18 protein-coding genes are annotated in these 23372 nt (G+C 57.9%); 13 read left to right on the forward strand and 5 right to left on the reverse strand.

Annotated elements, in window-relative coordinates; translation table 11 throughout:
• Positions 1–110 precede the first annotated feature (110 nt).
• Positions 111–1925: a glycoside hydrolase family 15 protein gene (locus tag P6287_RS06205; protein WP_101763162.1), complete on the reverse strand. Its 1815-nt coding sequence runs from the start codon at positions 1923–1925 to the stop codon at positions 111–113.
• Positions 1926–2042: 117 nt separating this feature from the next.
• Between P6287_RS06205 and P6287_RS06210 the strand changes: the two genes are divergently transcribed.
• Entirely contained in the window at positions 2043–2819 is a 777-nt protein-coding gene (locus tag P6287_RS06210) for an SDR family oxidoreductase (RefSeq protein ID WP_110865774.1), read from the forward strand.
• Here P6287_RS06210 and P6287_RS06215 read toward each other — a convergent pair whose 3' ends face one another.
• Positions 2820–3395 carry a DedA family protein gene (locus tag P6287_RS06215; protein WP_110865775.1) on the reverse strand — a complete coding sequence of 192 codons (576 nt, stop codon included), beginning with the start codon at positions 3393–3395 and terminating at the stop codon, positions 2820–2822.
• Positions 3396–3561: 166 nt separating this feature from the next.
• Between P6287_RS06215 and P6287_RS06220 the strand changes: the two genes are divergently transcribed.
• From P6287_RS06220 to P6287_RS06230, 3 genes are all read left to right on the forward strand, one after another.
• Complete coding sequence (locus P6287_RS06220; RefSeq protein ID WP_101763159.1) at positions 3562–4149, forward strand: Yip1 family protein; 588 nt, start codon at positions 3562–3564, stop codon at positions 4147–4149.
• A 325-nt stretch (positions 4150–4474) separates the two neighbouring features.
• Positions 4475–5404 carry a D-alanyl-D-alanine endopeptidase gene (pbpG, locus tag P6287_RS06225; RefSeq protein ID WP_137385419.1) on the forward strand — a complete coding sequence of 310 codons (930 nt, stop codon included), beginning with the start codon at positions 4475–4477 and terminating at the stop codon, positions 5402–5404.
• A gap of 254 nt (positions 5405–5658) precedes the next feature.
• Positions 5659–8100, forward strand: a complete 2442-nt coding sequence (locus P6287_RS06230; RefSeq protein WP_101763157.1) for a DUF3772 domain-containing protein — start codon at positions 5659–5661, stop codon at positions 8098–8100.
• A gap of 133 nt (positions 8101–8233) precedes the next feature.
• Here P6287_RS06230 and dld read toward each other — a convergent pair whose 3' ends face one another.
• The gene (gene dld / locus P6287_RS06235) at positions 8234–9943 is read right to left on the reverse strand and encodes a D-lactate dehydrogenase (RefSeq protein ID WP_277974666.1); all 1710 of its coding nucleotides are present in this window, start codon (positions 9941–9943) and stop codon (positions 8234–8236) included.
• Between the two features lie 154 nt (positions 9944–10097).
• On the opposite strand from dld, the gene bglX reads away from it, so the two are divergent.
• Together bglX and P6287_RS06245 are read left to right on the forward strand one after the other, a co-directional pair.
• Positions 10098–12395 (forward strand): beta-glucosidase BglX, encoded by a 2298-nt coding sequence (bglX, locus tag P6287_RS06240; protein WP_277974667.1) that lies wholly within the window; start codon positions 10098–10100, stop codon positions 12393–12395.
• Between the two features lie 114 nt (positions 12396–12509).
• Positions 12510–13373: an oxygenase MpaB family protein gene (locus tag P6287_RS06245; protein WP_277974668.1), complete on the forward strand. Its 864-nt coding sequence runs from the start codon at positions 12510–12512 to the stop codon at positions 13371–13373.
• Between the two features lie 3 nt (positions 13374–13376).
• Here P6287_RS06245 and P6287_RS06250 read toward each other — a convergent pair whose 3' ends face one another.
• Complete coding sequence (locus P6287_RS06250; RefSeq protein WP_277974669.1) at positions 13377–13670, reverse strand: hypothetical protein; 294 nt, start codon at positions 13668–13670, stop codon at positions 13377–13379.
• A 225-nt stretch (positions 13671–13895) separates the two neighbouring features.
• Between P6287_RS06250 and P6287_RS06255 the strand changes: the two genes are divergently transcribed.
• From P6287_RS06255 to idi, 3 genes are all read left to right on the forward strand, one after another.
• Positions 13896–15008 carry a suppressor of fused domain protein gene (locus P6287_RS06255; RefSeq protein ID WP_008102641.1) on the forward strand — a complete coding sequence of 371 codons (1113 nt, stop codon included), beginning with the start codon at positions 13896–13898 and terminating at the stop codon, positions 15006–15008.
• 152 nt (positions 15009–15160) lie between these two features.
• Positions 15161–17056, forward strand: a complete 1896-nt coding sequence (locus P6287_RS06260) for a methyl-accepting chemotaxis protein (protein ID WP_192236589.1) — start codon at positions 15161–15163, stop codon at positions 17054–17056.
• Between the two features lie 211 nt (positions 17057–17267).
• Positions 17268–17801 (forward strand): isopentenyl-diphosphate Delta-isomerase, encoded by a 534-nt coding sequence (gene idi / locus P6287_RS06265; protein WP_101763150.1) that lies wholly within the window; start codon positions 17268–17270, stop codon positions 17799–17801.
• Between the two features lie 39 nt (positions 17802–17840).
• Here the strand turns inward: idi and P6287_RS06270 are convergent, their stop codons facing one another.
• Positions 17841–19307: an MFS transporter gene (locus P6287_RS06270; RefSeq protein ID WP_277974670.1), complete on the reverse strand. Its 1467-nt coding sequence runs from the start codon at positions 19305–19307 to the stop codon at positions 17841–17843.
• Positions 19308–19522: 215 nt separating this feature from the next.
• Between P6287_RS06270 and P6287_RS06275 the strand changes: the two genes are divergently transcribed.
• Genes P6287_RS06275 through P6287_RS06290 form a run of 4 tightly spaced genes read left to right on the forward strand, consistent with a single transcriptional unit; the run spans position 19523 to position 23260 of the window.
• On the forward strand, positions 19523–20431 hold the full coding sequence (locus tag P6287_RS06275; protein ID WP_101763148.1) for an ABC transporter substrate-binding protein: 909 nt from the start codon (positions 19523–19525) through the stop codon (positions 20429–20431).
• Positions 20432–20434: 3 nt separating this feature from the next.
• Positions 20435–21601, forward strand: coding sequence for an ABC transporter permease (locus P6287_RS06280; protein WP_101763147.1), 1167 nt, complete (start codon positions 20435–20437; stop codon positions 21599–21601).
• The gene (locus P6287_RS06285) at positions 21594–22529 is read left to right on the forward strand and encodes an ABC transporter ATP-binding protein (protein ID WP_277974671.1); all 936 of its coding nucleotides are present in this window, start codon (positions 21594–21596) and stop codon (positions 22527–22529) included. The genes P6287_RS06280 and P6287_RS06285 overlap by 8 nt, the downstream gene beginning before the upstream one ends.
• Positions 22529–23260, forward strand: a complete 732-nt coding sequence (locus P6287_RS06290) for an ABC transporter permease (RefSeq protein ID WP_277974672.1) — start codon at positions 22529–22531, stop codon at positions 23258–23260. Before P6287_RS06285 ends, P6287_RS06290 begins: the two co-directional genes overlap by 1 nt.
• The last annotated feature ends 112 nt before the right edge of the window (positions 23261–23372 follow it).

Below are 23372 nucleotides of genomic sequence, written 5' to 3' on the forward strand. Positions count from 1 at the left end.
GCATTGGCGCATTGATGGAAATCAGGATTTTTACTGGCTGCATATACTTTACGCAATTCCTTGTCTTTACCCTACAATTCCCGTCGATCCGCAGCCCAAAATGTGAATTTTCACGGCTGCCACAGCGTCACTTCATTACTCAGTTTGCGATTGAGGAAAAAAGCGGCACTGATTAACGCCAGATGCGTCAACGCCTGCGGCATGTTACCCAACGCTTCGCCGTGTGAAGTGAACTCTTCGGCGTACAAACCAAGCGGATTGGCGTAACTCAGCAGCTTTTCAAACTCAAAATGCGCCTCATGTACGCGACCCGCTCGCGCCAGACACTCCACATACCAGAATGAGCAGGCACCGAAAGATCCTTCTCCGCCGGTTAAAGCATCGGCAGGCGTCTCGTGAATGTTATAGCGTCGGACTAAACCGTCGCTCACCAGATGCGTTTTAATCGCGTCCAGCGTCGAAATCCAGTCGGGATCGGTGGAGCTGACAAAGCGCACCAGCGGCATCAGCAGCATCGAAGCATCCAGGAAATTACCGCCGCGCGTCGCGGTGAAATGGCCCAGCTCCGGGTTCCAGAAGTTCTGCCAGATATCGTCGCGGATCTCGCTGCGCACCTTATCCCAGCGGTCGTACGGCATCGGCAGCGAACGTTTCAGGCCAAGGCGCAGTGCGCGATCGAGCGCGACCCAACACATCAGGCGTGAATGCAGGAAATGTTCCGGCTCGCCGCGCATCTCCCAGATCCCGGCATCGGGCTGATTCCAGTTCACGCAGACGTAATCGATCATATCGGAGACGTACTTCCAGCCGCGATGCGAAATTGCCTCGCCATATTTATTGGCGAGGTAGATGGCATCCATCAACTCGCCGTAAATATCGAGCTGCGTCTGGCGCCAGGCATCATTGCCGATGCGCACCGGACGTGAATTGGCGTAGCCGGAAAGATTGAGCAACTCGGTTTCGTGCAGCTCGGTGCCGCTGTCGAGGCGATACATCACTTGCAGATGCGGCGTGTCGTCGTGGCTGTGCTCGACGCAGCGGCCGACCCATTTGGTAAAGTCGCGCGCTTCTTCGGTGTAGCCGAGGCGCATCAGCGCGTACATGCTGAATGAGGCATCGCGGATCCACGAGGCGCGATAATCCCAGTTGCGCTCGCCGCCCAACTCTTCGGGTAAGCCGAAAGTAGCGGCGGCGGCGATGGAACCGTGCTGATGCGAAGTGAGTAACTTCAGCGCCAGCGCTGAACGCGTCACCATCTCCTGCCAGCGGCCGCGGTAGGAACTGTGGCTGCTCCAGCGTCGCCAGTACTCCAGCGTGTCGTGGAAACAGTGCTCGGTGGCGATGGTGGCCACGTTAGGATCGTCATCGTTACCAAAGACAAACTCAGCGGTTTCCCCGGCTTTCAGAGTGAATTCCGCCACCGCGCTGTGATTCTCGCGCGTCATCACCACCGAAGCGCTGAGGCGCAACGCCGGTTGCCCCGACGCAAGGAAGGCGATACCGCCGGGCCGCAGTTCGGTGGTGGTTTCGGCACGCGCGTAGTCGTGGCGTGGCGCACACAGCAGATGAAAGGTGGCGGTGCCGCGTACCATCTTTACGCGGCGCACGATACGCGGCACTTTGCTCTGCTCATCGCAGATCGGCATGTAATCGGTGATCTCTGCCACGCCCGCGTCATCCAGCCAGCGGGTTTGCAGAATATTGGTATCCGGTAAATAGAGCTGTTGCTGGCGGGCATTTTTCCAGTCCGGCGCGAGTGAGAACAGGCCGGCCTCATCGCTGTCCAGTAGCGCGGCGAAAACCGACGGGCTATCGAGCGCCGGCCAGCAGAGATAATCGATGGTGCCATCGTTAGCAATCAGTGCGCAGGTGCGTAAATCACCAATCACGCCATGGTCGTCTATTCTGCGTTTAATCTCGCTCATCGTGCCCCCTTTGCCGTAGGTAATTGTTAACTATAGACGAAACGGCAGATTCGGCGGCCCCGAGGCACAGAAGGATAACTTCTATACTGTAAAGACACCCTCAATCAGGAGAATGTTATGAGCTTAGGAAAACAGAAAGTCGCTGTGGTTACCGGATCCAGTTCAGGCATTGGCCGCAGCTGTGCGGTGATGCTGGCTGAAGCGGGTTATACGCTGGGCATCACCTGGAGTTCGGATGAAGAGGGCGCCCAGGAAACCGCGCGCATGGTGGAAAGTCGTGGACAGCAGGCGCAGGTGCGGCAGGTAGATCTCTCCGATCCGCAAGCCGGCGCTCAGCAACTGACGCAGCTGATCAACTCGCTGGGGCGCATTGACGTATTGGTGTGTAATGCCGGCGTGATGACCAAAGCCGACTTTCTCGATGTCACCTTTGAGGATTGGCGCAAAGTGTTCAACGTGGATGTCGATGGCGCGTTTCTTTGCGGGCAGATTGCCGCGCGCCATATGGTTGATCAGGGCGACGGCGGACGCATCATCAACATTACGTCGGTGCATGAACACACGCCGCTGCCGGATGCCACCGCCTATACCGCTGCCAAACATGCGCTCGGCGGCTTGACCAAATCGATGGCGTTGAGTCTTTTACCGCACCATATTCTGGTGAACGCGGTCGCACCGGGCGCAATTGCCACGGCGATGAACGATATGAAAGATGACCAGCAAGGACGACGTATGCCGGAAATCCCGATTGGGCGTCCCGGCGATACGCGTGAAGTGGCGAGTTTAGTGGCGTGGCTCTGTTCGGAGTGGGCAACTTATACCACCGGACAATCGTTTATTGTCGACGGTGGTTTTATGTTGGCCAATCCGCAGTTTAAGGGGTACCACTCGTAATCAACCGGCGCGGCGGTGATTCCAGTGGCGAATGATGTAACGCAAGACGATGCCAAAAATCACCGCCGCCGCCAGCCACAACAGCGGCTTGAGGTGCTGATCGATCTTGTGCAGCCACGGCGCGACAATCTGTCCGGCAAAGTAGCCAAGCGAGACAAAGATCAGCGCCCACAGCGCCGCACCAATCACGTTCAGAATGAAGAAACGCAGCGGCTTGAGGCGGCTGGTGCCAATAATGATCGGCCCGACAATGCGGAAGCCGTACATAAAGCGCACGCCAATCACGAACAGGCTCGGGTGTTTTTGAATTAGCCGCTTAGCCTTACCAATTGTTTCCTGATGTTTACTGAAACGGCGCAAAATGCGCGTGCCATAACGGCGTCCCAGCCAGAACAGCAGCTGATCGCCAATAATGCCGCCGATCATCGCCGCCAGCACCACGCCGCTGAAGTGCAATAAGCCTTCATGCGCCGCCACACCGCCTAACAACGTGAACGTTTCCCCTTCGGCAATACAACCAATCAGCAGCGCCAGATAACCGTATTGGGTGATTAATCCATTGATATCGAGATGCAAATTATCCTCCCTGCAAAGTGTGAAATCGCTATTAGTGTATACCAGCGGCTTAATTTGTGTGGCGCCCCGCAAAAACGGCGACGACGATTATACTTGAGCTAACGCTGCCTCCGTTGATCAGGCCGTTGGCTGTAAGGGCAGCCCATCGCAGCAAAGGAGTAAATGTATGAATCATGTCTGGGGTTTACTGGCGCATCCAGGTCAGGAAATGCGCGATATTAAACAGGAAAATGAGAGCGTTTCGCACCATTACACCCATCATGTTCTGCTAATGGCGGCGATCCCGGTGATCTGCGCCTTTATCGGTACCACGCAGCTGGGCTGGAATCTGGGCGAAGGGCAGTTCGTACAACTCAATCTACTGACCGGTATCGGTCTCGGCATTCTGTTCTATCTGATTATCCTCGGCGGCGTGGCGGTAATGGGCCGCGTGATCCACTGGATGGCGCGTAACTATCCGCAGCGTCCCAGCTTGCAGCGCTGTACGGTGTTTGCCGGGTATGTGGCCACGCCGCTGTTCCTCAGCGGGCTGGTGGCGCTCTATCCGCTGGTGTGGCTGTGCGTGCTGGTGGGCGCGATGGCGCTGGTTTACACCGGTTATCTGCTTTACGTCGGCATCCCGGTGTTCCTGAGCATCGACCGTGATGAGAGCTTGCGCTTCTCCGGATCGACATTGGCGATTGGTGTGCTGGTGTTTGAAGTGCTGCTGGCGCTGACGGTGGTTCTGTGGGGTTACGGGCCACGGTTGTTCTGAGGAAAGCCTGGTCGGCATCTAAGGCGTAGTGCCGATCAGGTAAGCGCCGTATCAAATCACCGCACCTTCCGTAGCGGCGCGATTTATCGCGCAATGAATTGCGCCGCTACAAGCTGTGCTTTCGTTAATCAGGGATTTTCATATCTTAATTGACGAGCATCACGTCATTCATGGCGACCTTTTTAACGCCCGGAAACAATCTCAATAAGAAATTTCTCAGGTAAGTGCGTATGATACTGCTGCCAGCCCGCATCCCGTCTGGATTGTTGCGGGCGGCCTGTGTCTCAACACAGCGCAAAACTCCTGACCGGATTTTTTTGACACGATGTCTGCAAAAATGCGTATTTCCTTGCTGTCGCTGGCGCTGTTTGTCGCCGCGCCAGCCGCTATAACGCCCGCGCTCGCTGCGCCGGCGGCACTCGCAAACCTGGCGCCGATTGCCCAACCGCAAATCGCCTCCGGCAGTGCCATGATTGTCGATCTGGAAAACAACAAAGTGCTGTTTTCCAGCCATCCTAACCGCGTACGTCCGATCGCCTCACTCACCAAAGTGATGACGGCGATGGTGGTGTTGGATGCCAAACTGCCGATGGATGAAATGCTGTCGGTGGATATCAGCCATACTGCTGAGATGCGCGGCGTGTTCTCCCGCGTCAAACTGAACAGCGAAATCAGCCGCCGCAACATGCTGCTACTGGCGCTGATGTCCTCAGAAAACCGCGCTGCCGCCAGCCTGGCGCATCACTATCCGGGCGGTTACGATGCGTTTATTCGCGCCATGAACGCCAAAGCACGCTCACTTGGCATGACGCACACGCGCTATGTCGAGCCGACGGGCCTGTCGATTCAGAACGTTTCCAGCGCGGAAGATCTGGTCAAGCTGTTGAAAGCCACGCGACAGTACCCGCTCATTGGCGAACTGAGCACCACCAAAGAAGACACCGCCGTATTCAAACATCCGAGCTACGCGCTGCCGTTCCGTAACACCAATCATCTGGTGTACAAAAACGACTGGCGCATCCAGCTGACCAAAACCGGTTATACCGATGAAGCCGGGCACTGTCTGGTGATGCGCACGGTGATCAACAACCGTCCGGTGGCGCTGGTGGTGCTGGATGCCTTTGGTAAATATACCCATTTCGCCGATGCCAACCGCCTGCGCGACTGGCTGGAAACCGGCAAAGCCGCACCGGTTCCGGCCGCTGCGCTGGCGTATAAGAAGCAGAAGTCAGGTTTGACCGCGAATAATGAATAACTGGATTTAAAGCACGCACATACCGTAGCGGCGCAATCTATTGCCCATTGCAGATTCTGCAGGATGCGCAATAGATTACGCCGCTACAGATTGTGCGTTGTGTTGTTAAGCTCATCTGCAAAAACGCTTATCGTTAGCGCCAAAGTTTTACACCTTCATTCCTATAGTTTCAGTGTCGGCAACGTCTTAAACTAGCCGCCATTCACGATCGCACTTGCGTTTATCGGCTGTTATTACGCTGGAATCTCATTCATATGTTCAAGTTTCGTCATCTGTTTACCCCGTTTTTACTGCTGCTTGTGCTGTTAGCTCCCACGCTGAGCGTGGCCGCAGATACGCCGCCCAACGATCAGGCAGAGGACGCCGCACCCAAGGTGAATGCCTCGGTCGAGCTGCCTAAGATGCAGAAAATTCTCGACAAAATTAAAGGCCAGGTCTCGGGCGATACCAATGAAAGCCAGCTCAACCAGCTTAATGAGATGGCGCTGGAGCTTTCCGGTAATGCCGAAACCCTCGGCCAGGCGTTGATCCCGCAGGGCCAGCAATTGGATGCGCAATTGGCGGTTCTTGGCCCGGCACCGAAAGCCGACAGCGGCGTGAAAGAGACGCCTGAAGTGACGCGCAAACGTGCGGCGTTGGAGAGCCAGAAAGCCAAGCTGGACGATCAGATCAAACAAGCCGATGGCATCAAAAACGGTGCGCTGGTGCTGTCATCGCAGATCGTCAACCTGCGTCGTGACCAGCTGAAAAGCCAGCTGGCGCTGAACTCTGGCAGTATCCTTGGCCCGCGCTTCTGGGCGCCGCTGGTTAGCAGTCAGGATCTTGATGGCGAGAAGATCAGCGAGTTCATTACTGAATTGCAGGACACCGCCGCGCTGTCGTGGGAATCTGGCTGGCGTTTCGGCACCGTGGCCTGGCTGTTTGCCGCGATGCTGGTGATGACGCTGGGCCGTCGCTACAGCGAAGAGTTCTTTGCCTGGGTCAGCATTCATAAAATGCCGGAAGGGCGCTTACGTCGCAGCTTCCTCGCCGCCACCACCGCGCTCACCACGCTGGCCGCGGTGGTGATCACCTTTAACTTCATCGCGCTGGCCTTTACGCGCCGTGATGAAGTCTCGGGTGATGTGCAGGATTTTGTTGATCGGCTGGTGCAGCTCAGCGTCTATTGCGGCTTGATTGCCGGTTTAGGCCGCGCGTTCCTCTCCACACGTCGCCCAAGCTGGCGTTTGCCGGCCATCTCCAACGAAGTCGCGCAAGCCCTGAAGCCGTTCCCGCCGTTCACTGCGGCGCTGGTGTTTATTTTCCAGACGGTGGAAGCCTTCAACTACAGCGTCGGCACCAGCCTGAATACCACCATTTTTGCTAACGGCTTGACCGCGCTGCTGATTGGCAGTACCGGACTGGCGATCGGCATGCGCATCAACCGCGTACGCCGCCGCATGGTGCAGGAAGGTCAGCAGCCTGAAGCGCGTTCAACGTTGGTGGGATTGGTGCAGCTGGCGCTGATGCTGACGGCGCTCGGCATCCTGATTTCACTGATCATCGGTTACGTCACGCTGGCGCGCTTCCTGAGCTATGAAGTGATTTGGTGCGGCATTTTGTTTGGTTCGTTCTACTTCCTCAGCCATCTGGTGAATGACGGCTGCGAAAGCCTGTTCTCCACCAGCAATGCCACCGGCAAGCGCCTGCAAACCACGCTGAATATTGATGAGCGTTACCTGCAACAGGCGGCGACGCTGCTCAGCGCGCTGGGTAAAACCGTGCTGATTGCCATTCTGGCGCTGGCACTGCTGAACGGCACCTTTGCCTCATCAACGCCGATTGAGCTGATCCAGAAGGTGATTGAGTTCTGGGGCGGCAAAGGGCTGGAGTCGCTGAACATTGTGCCGGCACACATGGTGAACGCGATTCTCTGTCTGGTGGTGGGCATTTACGTGCTGCGTTCGGTGCGTCGCTGGCTGGATAAAGATTTCCTGCCCAAAACCACCATGGACGTCGGCATGCGCGTGTCGCTGGTGACGCTGTTTAGCAATATCGGTTACGTGCTGATTATCCTGCTGACGCTGTCGATTATGGGCCTGCAGTGGAACAAACTGGCGTGGATTGTGAGCGCCTTGTCGGTCGGTATCGGTTTCGGCTTACAGGAGATTGTGAAGAACTTTATTTCCGGCCTGATTCTGTTGACCGAGCGTCCGGTGAAAGTGGGCGATCTGGTGAGCATCAGCGGCATTGAAGGGGATATCCGTCGTATTAACGTGCGCGCCACCGAAATTCAGCTCGGCGACAAATCAACGGTGATTGTGCCGAACTCGCAGTTTATTTCTCAGAACGTGCGTAACGCCACCATGGGTAATGCGCAGGGCGTGGTCACCATCTTGCTGACGTTCCCGCTGGATATCGATCCGGTGCGGGTGCGTGAAATTCTGCTGGAAGTGTATCAGGAGAACGAACGTATTCTGGAGACGCCGGAGCCGTCCGTGTCGTTCAAAGATTTGACGCCAGCGGGTATCGTGTTGAGCGTCACCGGCAACGTTGCCGGCCAACGCCAGATTTCCGGTGCCAAGAGCGATCTGCTGTTCGATATTCTGACGCGTCTGCGCAAAGAGGGCATTATGCTATCGACGCCGCAGACCATGATCATCGAGCGCCGCGCCGTGGCCGCAGCACAAGATCAGCAAAGCGATCCGTTGCCATAATGACGTGATTGCACCACTGTAGCGGCGCGATTTATCGCGCAATTTGACTGCGATGAAAAGGTCAAAACAACGCAATTAATTGCGCCGCTACGGATCGGAAAAGATGGGGCCTAACACACGGCCACATCGTTGTTTATTTTATGACCGCCCAACCCTTCTGCTTACTGGTTTTCCCAATTCCTGGATTAAAACTGTTGGTGGGATCGAGCTGCTGATAAAACGCCTGCAGCTGCGGTTTCGCCTGATACAGATGGCCCACGTTATGCTCGGCCGGATACTCGGCGCCGCGCGCGGCTAAAATCGCCAGCATCTTCTCTTTTAACGCATGCGCATCCACGCCTTTTTTCACGATGTAATCCTGATGGAAGACGTGGCAGAAGAAGTGGCCGTAGTAGAGACGATGGCTCAGATCGTTATCGAACTCGGCCGGCAGGCGTTCAAACCACGCTTCATCATTACGACGCAGCGCGATATCCAGCGCCAGAATGTCTTCCACTTCATCGGCATGCACCGCGTGATAGCGCACCGCAGCTCCGGCGGCGGCAAAGCGATGCAGGAACGCGTGCGCGCCCTCTTTGGCGTCACAGGCGAAGAACGCGCCGCCGCCTTCGCGGAAATATTCGGTCAGATAGGCCTGCGCTTCGGCGACGCCGTCGCCGGACATCTTCAGCATCAGGTGATGCTCATATTTGTCGCGATACTGCTTCAGGCGTTTAGGCAGATGCGCCGGTAGCCAGCTGCTGACGCGCTGCAATAAACGATCGGTGAGATGCGGTTTCACCCAGTTCAGCTTGCCCAGCCAGGCATCCACGCGGCCTTTCAGGGTGAAAAACAGCGGCATTTTGTCGGTGCCGAGTTTATCAATCATCACGAAAGTATCTTTGCCGTACACCTCGGCGATGTCGAAAATGTCGCGGTGCATATATTCGCCCGCCACCGGCAGATGGGTAAATTCCGCCAGTATATGGCGGCGAATATCGCCCAGTTCCGCCGGATTATTAGTGCCGATGTAGAACACCTGCTGCTGCGGTTCGGTGGGGAAAGTATCCAGACGCACGGCAAACACCGCCAGCTTACCGGCGCAGCCGGAGGCTTCAAACAGGCGACGCTCATCGGCGTTGAAGCGCGCTGGCGTCTCTGCATGGATATCGCGCACGCGTTCGGCGTATTCATGATCCGAGGCGTGGCGTTCATCCCAGCGCACATCGCTCTGCTGCCAGCGATCGTCATCCAGCCGACCCAACATCTCTTCCGGCGAATGGCCGAGATCGATGCCGAGATGGTTCACCAGCTTGAGTTTGCCGCTGGCATCAATCTGCGCAAACAGCGCCATTTCGCTGTAGGCCGGACCGCGTTTGATCAGCGATCCACCCGAGTTATTACAAATCCCGCCCATCACCGAGGCGCCAATGCAGGAGGAACCGATCACCGAATGCGGCTCGCGGCCAAGCGGCTTCAGCGCTTTTTCCAGCTGATACAGCGTGCTGCCGGGGAAGGCGAGGATCTGTTTGCCGTTGTCGATCAGCTGCAACTTATCCAGACGCAAGGTGCTGATGACCACCACTGGACGATCGTAATCGTTGCCGTTTGGCGTGGAACCTTCGGTCAGGCCGGTGTTGGCGGCCTGCATCAAAATGATCGCATCGGCGCTCACCAGCGCCTGCAACGCACGCCACAGCTCAAGCAGCGAACCGGGGAAAATCACCGCCAGCGCTTCGCCTTCGCCCGAGCGAAAACCTTTACGGTAGCGCGCGGTCTGTTCCGCGTCGGTTAACAGGTTCGACGATCCGACCAGACGACGCAGTTCGGCGAGCAGAGTAGGGTGCGAAGTGTTGTTATTCATTGGCCTATCCTTGTCTTTAACATGGCGCTTTTACTGTAGCATGCGCCAGCGACAGGAGCGCGGTGTGACATGGCGGCTACCTGCTATCCTCATCTTGTGGCAAACTGCCCCGGTTATTTCGATATTGCGCAGTCACTTAAGAGAACCCGACCTGATGAAATGGATTTACTCTGTTAGCCTCGCTGTCTCCTTAGCCATGCAACCCGCTTTCGCGGACGATCTGTTTGGCCCACATCCGATGACTGAACAGGCGCGCGACGCCTTTGTGAATCAGCTGCTCAGCAAAATGACCCTTGATGAAAAAATCGGGCAGATGCGTTTGATCAGCGTAGGACCGGATACGCCAAAATCGGCGATTCGCGACATGATTCAGCACGGTCAGGTCGGGGCAATTTTTAACACCGTGACGCGTCAGGATATCCGCGCCATGCAGGATCAGGTGATGCAGCTCAGCCGCCTGAAAATTCCGCTGTTCTTCGCCTATGACGTGGTGCACGGTCAGCGCACCATTTTCCCGATTCCACTTGGCCTGGCGGCAAGCTGGGATCTGGATGCCATCGCCGAGGTGGGACGCGTCTCTGCTTATGAAGCCGCGGATGACGGCCTCAACATGACGTGGGCGCCGATGGTTGATGTGTCCCGCGAACCCCGTTGGGGACGCGGCTCGGAAGGCTTTGGTGAAGACACCTTCCTCAGCGCGCAAATGGGCAGCAGCATGGTGAAAGCCATGCAGGGCAAAAGCGCGGCGGATCGCTACTCGATCATGACCAGCGTGAAGCACTTCGCGGCCTATGGCGCAGTGGAAGGCGGACGAGATTACAACACCGTCGACATGAGCCCGCAGCGCCTGTTCCAGGATTATCTGCCGCCGTATAAAGCCTCATTGGATGCGGGCAGCGGTGGCGTAATGGTGGCGCTTAACTCATTGAATGGCACACCGGCCACAGCAGACAGTTGGCTGCTGAAAGACATCCTGCGCGGCGACTGGAAGTTCAAAGGCATCACCATTAGCGATCACGGTGCGATTAAAGAACTGATTAAACACGGCGTGGCCAGAGATCCACAGGATGCGGTGCGCATTGCGATGAAATCAGGCATCGACATGAGCATGAGCGACGAGTACTACAGCAAATATCTGCCGGGCCTGGTGAAGAGCGGCGCGGTGAGCATGGCGGAAGTGGACGATGCCGCGCGCCATGTGCTGAACGTCAAATATGACATGGGCTTGTTTAACGATCCTTACAGTCATTTAGGGCCGAAAGAGAGTGATCCGCAGGACACCAATGCGGAAAGCCGTTTGCATCGCGCCGAAGCGCGTGACGTGGCGCGTAAAAGCATTGTGCTGCTGAAAAACTGGCGCGAAACGCTGCCGCTGAAGAAAGACGCCACCATTGCGTTGGTGGGTCCGCTAGCGGATAGCCAGCGCGACATCATGGGCAGCTGGTCGGCCGCCGGCGTGGCGAAACAGTCGATTCCGCTGCTGCAAGGCGTGCGCAATGCGATGGCGGGCAAAGGCACGGTGCTGTACGCCAAAGGCGCTAACATCACCGACAACAAAGGCATTCAGGACTTCCTCAATCTGTATGAGCAGGCGGTCAGCGTGGACAAGCGTTCACCCCAGGAGCTGATTGACGAAGCGGTAGCGCAGGCGAAAAAAGCTGATGTGGTGGTGGCTGCCGTGGGTGAAGCGCAGGGCATGGCGCATGAAGCCTCCAGCCGCAGCGATTTGGTGATCCCGGAAAGTCAGCAGAAGCTGCTGGCCGCACTGAAGGCCACCGGCAAACCGCTGGTGATCGTGCTGATGAACGGCCGTCCGCTGACGGTGGTGAAGGAAGATCAGCAAGCCGATGCGATGCTGGAAACCTGGTTTAGCGGCACCGAAGGCGGTAACGCGATCGCCGATGTGCTGTTCGGCGATTACAACCCGTCGGGCAAGCTGCCGGTCTCCTTCCCACGTTCGGTGGGACAGATTCCGATTTACTACAACCACTTGCCAACCGGTCGTCCCTACAACTTCGCCAAGCCGAACAAGTACACCTCGCACTACTACGATGCGGTGAACGGTCCGCTTTATCCGTTTGGTTACGGCCTGAGCTACACCACCTTCACGGTGTCGCCGGTGAAGATGTCGTCACGCACTATGCCGCGTAACGGCTCGGTGGAAGCGTCAGTGACCGTGACCAATAGCGGTAAACGCGATGGTGCAACCGTGGTGCAGCTCTATCTCAACGATCCGGTCGCCAGCATTAGCCGTCCGGTGCAGGAGCTGCGCGGCTTCCAGCGCATCATGCTGAAAGCCGGTGAATCGCAGACCGTGAAGTTTAAGATCGACGTTGATGCGCTGAAATTCTGGAACCAGAAGATGCAGCAGGTTGCCGAGCCAGGCAAAATCAACGTGATGATTGGACTGGATTCGGTACGCACGCAGGATGCGCAGTTTGATTATCTGTAAGTAAGATTGTTGCGCTCTTTCGCTCGGTCAGCATGAATGCTGACCCTACATGTTATGCTTCGGTGATTTGTAGGGTCGGCATCATGCCGACCAGGCCAATGAGCGCACAAACCCATGAACATCCGCGAACGCATCCAACAGCAAGTCTTCCGCCTCAACGGCCTGTCACTCAACGAATTCGACATCTCGCAACCGCCTGGCGATCCAGGCTTATTTGGCCCGGACCACGTAATCTGGCGCGTCTATGGCGACTTCCCCTCGATGCTGTGCGGCGGTATCAGCGCCTTAATGCTGCAGATGCTGCATCCGGCAGCGCTGGCGGGCGTGTGGGATCACTCCAATTTCCGGCAGGACATGATGGGCCGCCTGCGTCGCACCAGCCAGTTTATCGCCGTCACCACCTTCGGTAACACCGCCGATGCCAACATCCTCATCGACCGCGTCAAACGGATTCACCTACGCGTCACCGGCGTCGATAACGCGGGCAAGCCGTATGCCGCCAGCGATCCGCATCTGCTCACCTGGGTACACGTCGCGGAAACCAGCCGTTTTCTGGCGGCGCATCTGCGCTACAAAAATCCGCAGCTCAGCCTGGCCGATCAGGATCGTTACTATCAGGAAGCGGCATTAGTTGCCGAGGCGCTTGGCGCACAGCGGGTGCCGAAAAGCGTGCAGGCGGTTGAGGCGTATCTACAACTGATGCGGCCCGAGTTGCTCTGTGATGCGCGCACGCTGGAGGTGATGCAGTTGCTGATTAACGCGCCTGCACCCAGCTGGCAGGCGAGACCGGCAATGCGCGTGATGCTGAAAGCGGGAATGGGATTGTTGCCTGACTGGGCACAACAGCAGATTCAGCAGCCAGTTGGGCCGCTAACGCAGTGGCGTGTGGATCGGGAAATGGCGGTGATTGCCGGGCTGCTGCGCTGGTCGATTCAGCGCGGCGCTTATACCCGCGCCATGCAGCGCATGGGCCGCTAAGCGTTACAAATGCAGCTCATCCTCTTTCTGCGTGTAGGTGCGCGGTGTGCGCGCTTCACGTTTTAGTGCCAGCTGACGTTGCTGATAATGGTGCAGCAACATGCCAAGTCCGAGTCCCATCAGCGCCAGCGGCAGCAGGCTGTAATAGATATCAAGCGGTAATAACACCAGCAACGCCACGCCGCTCAGCAATAGCGTCAGCGACGTCATCACCCATGTATAACGGATAAACAGCCACACCAACATCGCGAAAATAACCACGTCACGCAGGTTCAGATCGAGGTTTTGCAGCACCATGATGGCAGCTCCAAAGAGGTGAATGCGCAAACCATATCACGCGAAATGGTAAAAGAATCGCAAATTAATCTGAAGCTTGTCAGCGTGTTAAGCGGCAATTGATAAGCCGCACTCATCTTTCCCCTCTGGCACTTTGAGAGTTTTACCCTTGTGTCACATGGCACGAGTGCCGATCCTGCTCTATTCTCGGGGAAAATGGATTCCTCCAGGTAATATCGAGGCGTTATGACCCACCAACCTCTGATTGCTGAGGTGCCGAATCAGCAACACACACTAACCGCGATCGTCGAGCAGGATGCGCGTACGGCCTATTTTTATATCTGGCCGAATGACCTGTTTCGCAGCCAATACGCGGTGCGCGGCTGCTGGCTGCGTAACCTGCTGCCTGCGCCCGCGCAGGAAGATCGTGAAGCGATGGAGCAGGGCATTGCGCCGCTGCTCAGTGCCGAGTATTGCCGCACGCTGGAAGCCGAGCCGATGCTCGATCCCGCCGGATTACAGGTGCTGTGGGAGCCCAGCGACGACGGCGCCGCGCTGTGGTATTACGGTCAACTGCTGGCGGTGATCCCCGGCTGGAGCCTGTATCAGGATAAGCAGGTGAGTTTTTCTGCTGCCTGCATCAAAGAGAATCGCCTGACCGCACCGCTGGGATCGGCCTCCACCAACGATTATTACGCGCGCGCTGAACAGCAGCGTCACTTCTGGCGTGACTGGCACGACGGACACTTGTGGGATGTGGTGCAGCGCGAGCTGATGCAGTGTTATCAGGCGCAGTTTGGCGAATCGGTAAAATATTACTCCATCGATCAAGGCAACTGGCCGCCAATGGCGATTTCGCAGCACTTGCACAATGGCGTTTGGTATTTCCTGACGCTTGGCATGGGGATCCGTCCGATGCCGCAGGTGGATCACCTGTTTGACGAGCTGGCGCCGCAGTATCGCCGCGTCGAGCTGGCGATGGCGGTGGACGGTGAAGTGATGACCGAAGCCAATGCGGTGCAGATGGCGAGCGCGCTGGCTGAGTTTGCCCATCTGCCGTGGGCGCGCCTGACCTGGATTGGCGAAGGGCATACGCTGGCGTCGGAAGTGGCGCCGGTTGGCTTTGAAAGCTTCCTGCTGGCCAACGATCTCGCTCCCGAAGCGGCGCAATTCCGCCTGCCGAAACGCGATGGCGACCGCGTGAATCTGCTGTGGTCCACGCCAATTACCGAAGCCGAACGCCAGTTTGCGCAGGCTGACGATCGCGGTGGGCAGCAGCTGCTGCAACGTTTGCTGGCGGACGGCAATAATCATGTGTTCCGGCCGCGCCAGGAAGTGGTTGAAACTCCCGCTCCGTAAATCAGGTCGGCATCGATGCCGACCCTACGATTTTAAATTATCACCCAAATCAACTATTTCACTGCTTTGTGATCGTGCTCACCTCAAGTTCCCCATTAACACGCCGTTAACCTCGATCAGGCAACTCGCCAACCAGGGTAAGGGCACACATAATGTTCAAAACAACACAATCCCGTTTCACCGCGACGCTGGTCGCCTTTTTTGCCGGTCTGATGCTGGTTACCGTGCTGGTAATTAATCAGTTTATCGCTCCGCAACTCTCCGAAAATGAAAGTCGTCTGGTGCGTTACGAAGTGGACGGCCTGGCCGGACGCATCGTCGAGCAGATGAACCGCGTACAGGCACAGCAGCGCGCCATTACCGAAGCCGCAGGCGTGATGGACAGCGCAGCCATTGATACCTTGCTGCCCGCCTTAGTTAACCAATATCAGGACAGTAACGTGTTCGGCGGTGGCATCTGGCCGTTACCGAACCGTCGCGATCCGGCCAAAGAGAAAGACAGTTCGTTCTTTGCGCGCAACGCCAGTAACCAGCTGCAGGTCAACACTTACTGGAACTCGGACGCCGCCGACAAATACTGGGAGCAATCCTGGTACAAAGATGGTTTGAGCGCGCCGAAGGGCCAGTGCGCATGGGCAAAAGCCTATCAGGATGCTGCCAGCCCGCAGCCACGTACCAACTGCGCGATGGCGATCTATCGCGATGGCACCGTATGGGGCGTAGCGACCATCGACGTGACGCTCGGCTTCTTCAACCAACTGGCAAAACAGATGGGTGAGGCGATTCAGGGCCGCGTACTGATCGTTGAAGCCGACGGCAAAGTGGTCGGTAACGCCGCGCTGGTGGATGGTGCGCCGAAGCTGGAAAACCTCGCCGATACCCAGCTGCCGATGGCGTCCGCGTTAAAAGGTCTGCTGGCGCAGGCGGGCAGCCAGCCCGCGCAAACCACCTTTGCAGGTGAAGATGGCGAACACACGCTGTTTGTGCAGGCGATTGCCGGTAGCCCGTGGTATCTCGCCAGCGATGTGCCGTCGAGCTTGCTGGATGCGCAAACTCACAGCATGTTGACGCGTCTGGGTCTGGTGCAGATTCCGCTGGCGGTGATCCTGCTGTTGGTGCTGCTGGGCTTTGTGCGCGCCATGATGAAACGCCTCGCGGTGCTGAACAGCAACATTGAAGCCTTATCGACCGGCGGTGCCGATTTGACGCAGCGTCTGCCCGCCAGTAATAGCCCGGAATTCAACGCCGTGGCGCAGAGCTTCAACCAATTCATCGCCTATCTGCAAGGCCTGATGCGTCAGGTGGGCGACAGCGCGCTGGCGATTACAGCGGCTTCGCGTGAAATCGCCAGCGGCAACGCCGATCTCTCGGCGCGTACCGAATCGCAGGCCAGTTCGATTGTTGAAACGGCAGCATCGATGGAAGAGCTGACCGGCACGGTACGTCAGAACGCCGATAACGCCACGCATGCGAATCAGCTGGCGGATGGCGCGTCGCAGGTTGCGGCACGCGGCACCGAAGTGGTGCGTCAGGTGGTCACCACCATGGGCGCGATTAATCACTCTTCGCGCAAAGTGGTTGATATCATCAGTGTCATCGACAGCATCGCCTTCCAGACAAACATCCTGGCGCTGAACGCCGCGGTAGAGGCGGCGCGCGCCGGTGAACAGGGGCGCGGTTTTGCCGTGGTGGCATCAGAAGTGCGCAACCTGGCACAGCGCTCGGCTAACTCGGCGCGTGAAATTAAGAAGCTGATTGAGGAGTCGGTAGCGAATATTGATACCGGCAGCCAACTGGTGGAGCAGGCCGGGCAAACCATGGATGAGCTGATGCAGGGCGTCAGCAGCGTGACCACGCTGATGAGCGAAATCATGTCAGCGAGCCGCGAGCAGAGCATGGGCATCGATCAGGTTAACGTGGCGATTACCCAGCTGGACGGCAGCACTCAGCAGAACGCCGCGCTGGTCGAGCAGGTTTCAGCCGCCGCGCAGTCGATGCAGCAGCAAAGCGTGCAGCTGGAGCAGGTGGTGCAAAGCTTTAAGCTGTAAGTTTTGTGGAGAAGGTCGCCATGCATGGCGGCCTTCTCACACACCGCACACATCTTCTCTATTAACGCCATTCCCCGCTTTTTTATGCTGAATTCTCCGCAGGCTGCTACGCTTTAATGTGCCCACGTTAACGCACGGAATGTGCGCTATTTCCTCCATCAACCCTTTGGAGGTTGTGTACAATAGCTGCGAATTTTCCGAAGGAGTTGTCATGCCCGCCATTGAAGTTATTCTCGTTGACCACCTCGATCGCCCTATCGGCAAAATGGAAAAGCTGGAAGTGCATGAAAAAGGATTGCTGCATCGCGCGGTGACGGTTTACGTGTTCAATTCGCGCCATGAAGTGCTGCTGCAACGCCGTGCCAGCACTAAATATCACTGTGGTGGATTGTGGAGTAACACCTGCTGCAGTCATCCCTATCCGCAGGAATCCACGCGCGATGCCGCCGAGCGCCGTTTGCGTGAAGAGATGGGCATGAATGTTGCGTTAACGCCGGTGTTTGAGCTGAGCTACAACCTGCCGCTGAGTAACGGCTTAACCGAGCATGAATATGGCCACGTGTTCTTCGCCATCAGCGATGAGCAGCCGGTCCTCAACCCGGAAGAGGCGGATGCATGGTGCTATCGCTCGATTGCGCAGATTCAGCAGGAGATGCAGGAGAATCCGGCGCAGTTCACGCCGTGGTTTTTGCATACCTTCCCGCGCATTCCCAACACGCTGGGCGAGTTTCGCCTGACGGCTTAAAGACGAAGGTCGCCATTTATGGCGACCTCTGTTAATCCATCACTGAAAATCTTCCGCATCCACGTCGTAACCCGACGGCTCCCAGCGAATCGTCAGCAGCGCCAGTAAGCCAATCAGCGGCGCAAGGAAAATCACCCAGAACACACCGGTACCAAACGCCGCCACCAGCAGCGGGAAGGCGAACAGCGACACGGTGGAACTGCCGCGCATCAGCGTCTGGTTGAAGCCGACGCCCACGCCGCGCAGCGAAGCCGGATAGCTTAGCGAGGCAAATGTCATGGTGTGCGAGCCGGGACCAAAGCCCTGACCAAACAGGAACAGCGCCAGCATGGCAATCGCCACCGCCGCCTGTTCGCCGCCTTCCGGACGACCAATCAACGCCAGTCCCAGCAGCGCCACGCACTGACAGGCGTAACCGGCCACCGACATCTTCCACGCGCCGAGACGCGGCACCAGCCTCACCGCCAGCAAGCCGCCGACAAAAGCAAACAGCAGATTCAGCGCCAGCGACACCAGAATGGTGGTCAGCATCGATTGCGCAAAGAAGCTGGAGATAATCACCGGCAGGCCAAACGCCACCGCGTTATAGGCAAACGACGAGGCGATGGAGGTGACGGTTGCCAGAATGGTACGACGACGATAGACGCCCTGCAGCAGCGCGCCGTAGTTGCGCCAGCTGGCTTTCCGTACCGCTTTCTGCGGCGTCAGATCGGCGTCATCCGCCACCTGCGCGTTGATGTTGTAAGAGTTGCGCAGAATCTCCGCCGCGCCTGTGAGGTTGCCCTGATTGGCTGCCCAAATCGGCGACTCACTCATGTAACGGCTGCGAATAGCGATGATCAGCAGCGCAGGCACCGCACCAAAACCCAGAATCAAACGCCACAGCCAATCGGTGTGGCTTTCGGGCAACACCGCATACAGCAGCAGGACCAGCAGGTAGGAAATACTGATCGCCGCGTACCATGTCGGACACCACATCGCCACGCTGGCGGCCTTATTGCCTTGCCCGCGCAGCTTCGAAAACTCGGCGAGAAACGCCATCGCCACCGGTAAGTCGATCCCGACGCCCAGTCCCATCACAAAGCGCGCGCCGGCCAGCACATACTCGTTTGGCGCGAACGCACAGGCTAACGCTGCCACCACGAAGAAAAACATGTCGGCCATAAACACGCGATAGCGACCGATTTTGTCGGTGAGGTAGCCGCCAATCAGCGCCCCGACAATCGCGCCGAAAGTAATCGCCGATGCCACCATGCCGGTGCCTGCGGGCGTCAGCTGGAACTCACGCGTCACGTCTTTGATGCCAAACGCCAATGCGCCGAGATCATAGGCGTCAAGGAACACGCCGCCCAGCGCAATCGCGATGACGATGCGCGCGTTGCTGCGTGATTCGTTGCTGTTGTTCACCAGCCCGGAGACATCGGCCGCGCTGCGGATCCATTTGGTCTCACCGGTGGGGACATTCCCTGCCTGCGCGACGTGCGCCGGAGAAGCTAAGTCGGTCATGATGTTTTGTAATTTATTGTAATGAGTGGGACTGTGAGCATAAGCCGCCGTCTTAACATCGAAAATTCCAATTGGTTATATGTGCTGCGTTTTGGTTATAACCGATAGGTAATTGATAGCAAAAAAAGCACGAAGTAAGCCGCTTGACCGCGCCTATCCCCTTTCGCCAGGCTACGCTTGATAGTCACACAATGAAAACAAATGAGGGAAGCGGGATGATAAAGCAGGGTTTATTGGGAATGATGGCATTGGCAATGAGCATGGGTGCAGCGCAGGCGGCGGATCCGGTGAAAGTTGGTTCCAAAATTGATACCGAAGGCTCGCTGCTCGGCAACATTATTCTGCAGGTGCTGGACAAACATGGGGTAAAAACCGTCAATAAAATCCAGCTCGGTACCACGCAAGTGGTGCGCGGCGCGATCACCGCCGGTGAGCTGGATATCTACCCGGAATACACCGGCAACGGCGCATTTTTCTTCAACGATGAGAAAGACACGGCGTGGAAGAACGCCCAGCAGGGCTACGAGAAGGTGAAAAAACTCGACGCCGAGAAAAATCATCTGGTATGGCTGACGCCCGCGCCAGCTAACAATACCTGGACGATTGCGGTGCGCGGCGACGTGGCGCAGAAGAACAACCTCAACACGCTGGACGATCTCAGCGCTTACCTGAAAAAAGGCGGCACTTTCAAACTGGCTGCCTCGGCGGAATTTATCGAACGCAGCGATGCCTTACCGGCGTTTGAAAAAGCTTACAACTTCAAACTGGAGCAGGCGCAGCTGCTGTCGCTGGCCGGTGGCGACACCGCCGTGACCATCAAAGCGGCGGCGCAGCAAACCTCTGGCGTGAACGCGGCGATGGCGTACGGCACCGACGGTCCGGTAGCGGCGCTGGGCCTGCAGACGCTGAGCGATCCGAAAGGCGTGCAGCCGATTTATGCCCCTGCGCCGGTGATCCGCGAAAGCGTGCTCAAACAATATCCGGACATCGGCAATTGGCTGCAGCCGGTCTTCAGCAAGCTGGATGAGAAAACCCTGCAGCAGCTGAATGCGCAGATCGCGGTGGATGGTCAGGATGCCAGCCAGGTCGCGAAACAGTGGCTACAGACCAATAAGTTGCTGTAAGCAGTGTCGTCGTTGTTATTCCGACCGCGCCAGCAGCCGGTGCTGCTGGTGTTAATCGCGCTTATCACGCTGGCGCTGTTTGCCTTGCCGCTATTGAGCTTTGCCGCCAATCGGCTGGTCTCTGGCCAGCCGCTGACGTTATGGCAGGTGACCAACAGCATACTGCTGTTCATCCCGTTGCTGTGGCTGTGGCAGAGCTTGTGGTGGCCGCCGCGCCGCATTCACGCGATATCGGTGCTGCTGGCGGCGGAAGTGCTGCTGGCCTTACTCATCTGGCTGGCCGGACAACAGGCCACGCAACTGGCGAACAGCGGGAGCCCGCTGGCGCGCACCGCGTTTGGCAGCGGCTTGTGGTGTGCGGCGGCGCTGGCGCTGCTGCTGGCGGCGGAAGCGGTCCGGCAAATCACTCGCAGTACCCCGTGGCGCATTGTGCTCAACCTGCAAATCTGGCTGCTGCCGTTGGCGCTGTTACTCAGCGGTCATCTTGATCGTCTCTCGCTTTTGAAAGAGTACGCCAACCGCACGGCGGTGTTTGATGCGGCCTTCACGCAGCATTTGTGGCTGCTGGGCGGCACGCTGCTGCCGACGGTAATCATCGGATTGCCGCTCGGGCTGGCGATTGCGCGGCGTCCGCGCTGGCAGAATGCCGCATTTAGCGTGCTTAACCTGATTCAAACGGTGCCGTCGGTGGCGCTGTTCGGTTTACTGATTGCGCCGCTGGCGGGATTGGTGGCGCATTTTCCGCTGCTGGCCCGTTGGGGCATCAGCGGCATCGGTATTGCACCGGCCTTGATTGCGCTGGTGCTCTACGCGCTGCTGCCGCTGGTGCGCAGCGTGGTGGCCGGTTTGCAGCAGGTGCCGCAGGAAGTGCGTGAAACCGCGCGCGGCATGGGCATGAGCGCGTGGCAACAGTTCTGGCACGCCGAACTGCCGCTGGCGCTGCCGGTGTGGCTCTCCGGGCTGCGCGTGGTAGTGGTGCAAACCGTGGGCCTGGCGGTGGTCGCGGCGCTGATTGGGGCGGGCGGATTCGGCGCCATTGTTTTTCAGGGATTGCTGAGCAGCGCGCTGGATCTGGTGCTGCTGGGCGTGATTCCGGTGGTGGCGCTGGCGGTGATTTTTGATGCGCTGCTGCGTTTACTGTCGGCACTGCTGGAGAGACGTCATGATTGAATTTCACCAGGTGAGCAAAGTGTTCGCTGGCAAAGAGGCGATACGTAACCTGTCGCTGAAGATTGAGAAGGGCAGTTTTACCGTGCTGATTGGCACCTCAGGTTCGGGCAAATCGACCACGCTGAAGATGATCAACCGGCTGGTGGAGCACGACAGCGGCGAAATCCGTTTTGCCGGAGAAGCCATCGAAACCATGGATGCGCGCGCGTTGCGCCGCCGCATCGGTTATGCCATTCAGTCGATTGGCCTGTTTCCGCACTGGAACGTAGCGAAGAACATCGGCACCGTGCCCTCGCTGCTCGGTTGGCCGCAGGCGAAGATCAAACAACGCGTCGAGGAGCTGCTGGTGCTGCTCAATCTCGACAGCCATCTGGCGACGCGCATGCCGCATCAGCTGTCGGGCGGACAGCAGCAGCGCGTCGGCGTGGCGCGTGCGCTGGCGGCCGATCCCGAGTTGCTGCTGATGGATGAACCTTTCGGTGCGCTCGATCCGGTTAACCGTCTGGCGCTGCAACACGAGATGCTGCGCATTCAGAAAATGTCCGGTCGCACCGTGGTGCTGGTGACGCACGACATCGACGAAGCGCTGACGCTGGCCGATCAGCTGGTGCTGATGGACGGCGGCGAAATCGTGCAGCAGGGCAGGCCAATCGATCTGCTGACGCAGCCGGTGAACGACTTTGCCCGCGAGTTCTTTGGTCGCAGCGAGCTCGGCGTGCGTTTGCTGGCGCTGGGACGTGCGGGCAGCGCGGCGCGACGCGGTGAATGGCTGGACGCCGAACCGATTGCCGAATCGCTGACGCTGCGTGAAGCGCTGTCGCAATTTATTGCGCGCCGTACCGATAAATTGCCGGTGATCGATCAGCAGCAACAGCCGCTGGGCGTGCTGCACTTCAGCGATCTGCTGCGCCAGCGGGAGGCGAGCTGATGCGGCTGTTACGCGATCCGCTCTACTGGCTGCTGGCGGCCTTTCTGCTGCTGCTGTGGGGCTTGCCGCACAGCGGTCCGCTGTTTGCTCACTGGTTTCCACAGCTCGAGCGTCCGCTGTATCAGCAGGAGAGTTTCTGGCGGCTGGCGCTGGCGCATCTGGCGTTGGTGGTCAGCGGCAGCCTGCTGGCGTTGCTGGTCGGCGTTGGCTGTGCGGTGTTTGCTACACGTCACGCCGGGCGCGCCTTTCGTCCGCTGCTGGAAACCGTGGCGGCGGCCGGGCAAACCTTTCCGCCGGTTGCGGTGTTAGCGATTGCGGTGCCAGTGATGGGGTTTGGTGCCACGCCCGCGGTGATGGCGCTGTTTATCTACGGCTTGCTGCCGATTTTGCAGGGCACGCTGGCAGGTTTAGATAGCGTACCGGCCAGCAATCGTGAAATCGCGGTCGGCCTCGGCATGGGGCCGTGGCGACGCTTGTGGCAGATTGAGCTGGCGCTGGCGGCACCGGTGATCATGGCGGGCGTGCGAACCTCGGTGATGATCAACATCGGCACGGCAACTATCGCCTCTACGGTGGGCGCGGAGAGTCTGGGATCGCCGGTGATAATCGGTCTTAGCGGCTTTAACACCGCCTATGTGATTCAGGGCGCGCTGCTGGTGGCGCTGCTGGCGTTGATTTGCGATCGCCTGCTAGAGCGCGTGCAGCGCAAACTTAGTGGGTATGCACAATGAGGCTGTAGCCGACCAGCATCATGCCGCCCATGCCGCCAAGCGCCATGATGGCAAACAGGGAACCGATAAGGAGTTTATTCCAGTTCATGAGGAGACCTGAGAAAAGAAATTT

This window comes from Pantoea sp. X85, assembly GCF_029623675.1.
Lineage (GTDB): Bacteria > Pseudomonadota > Gammaproteobacteria > Enterobacterales > Enterobacteriaceae > Pantoea > Pantoea leporis.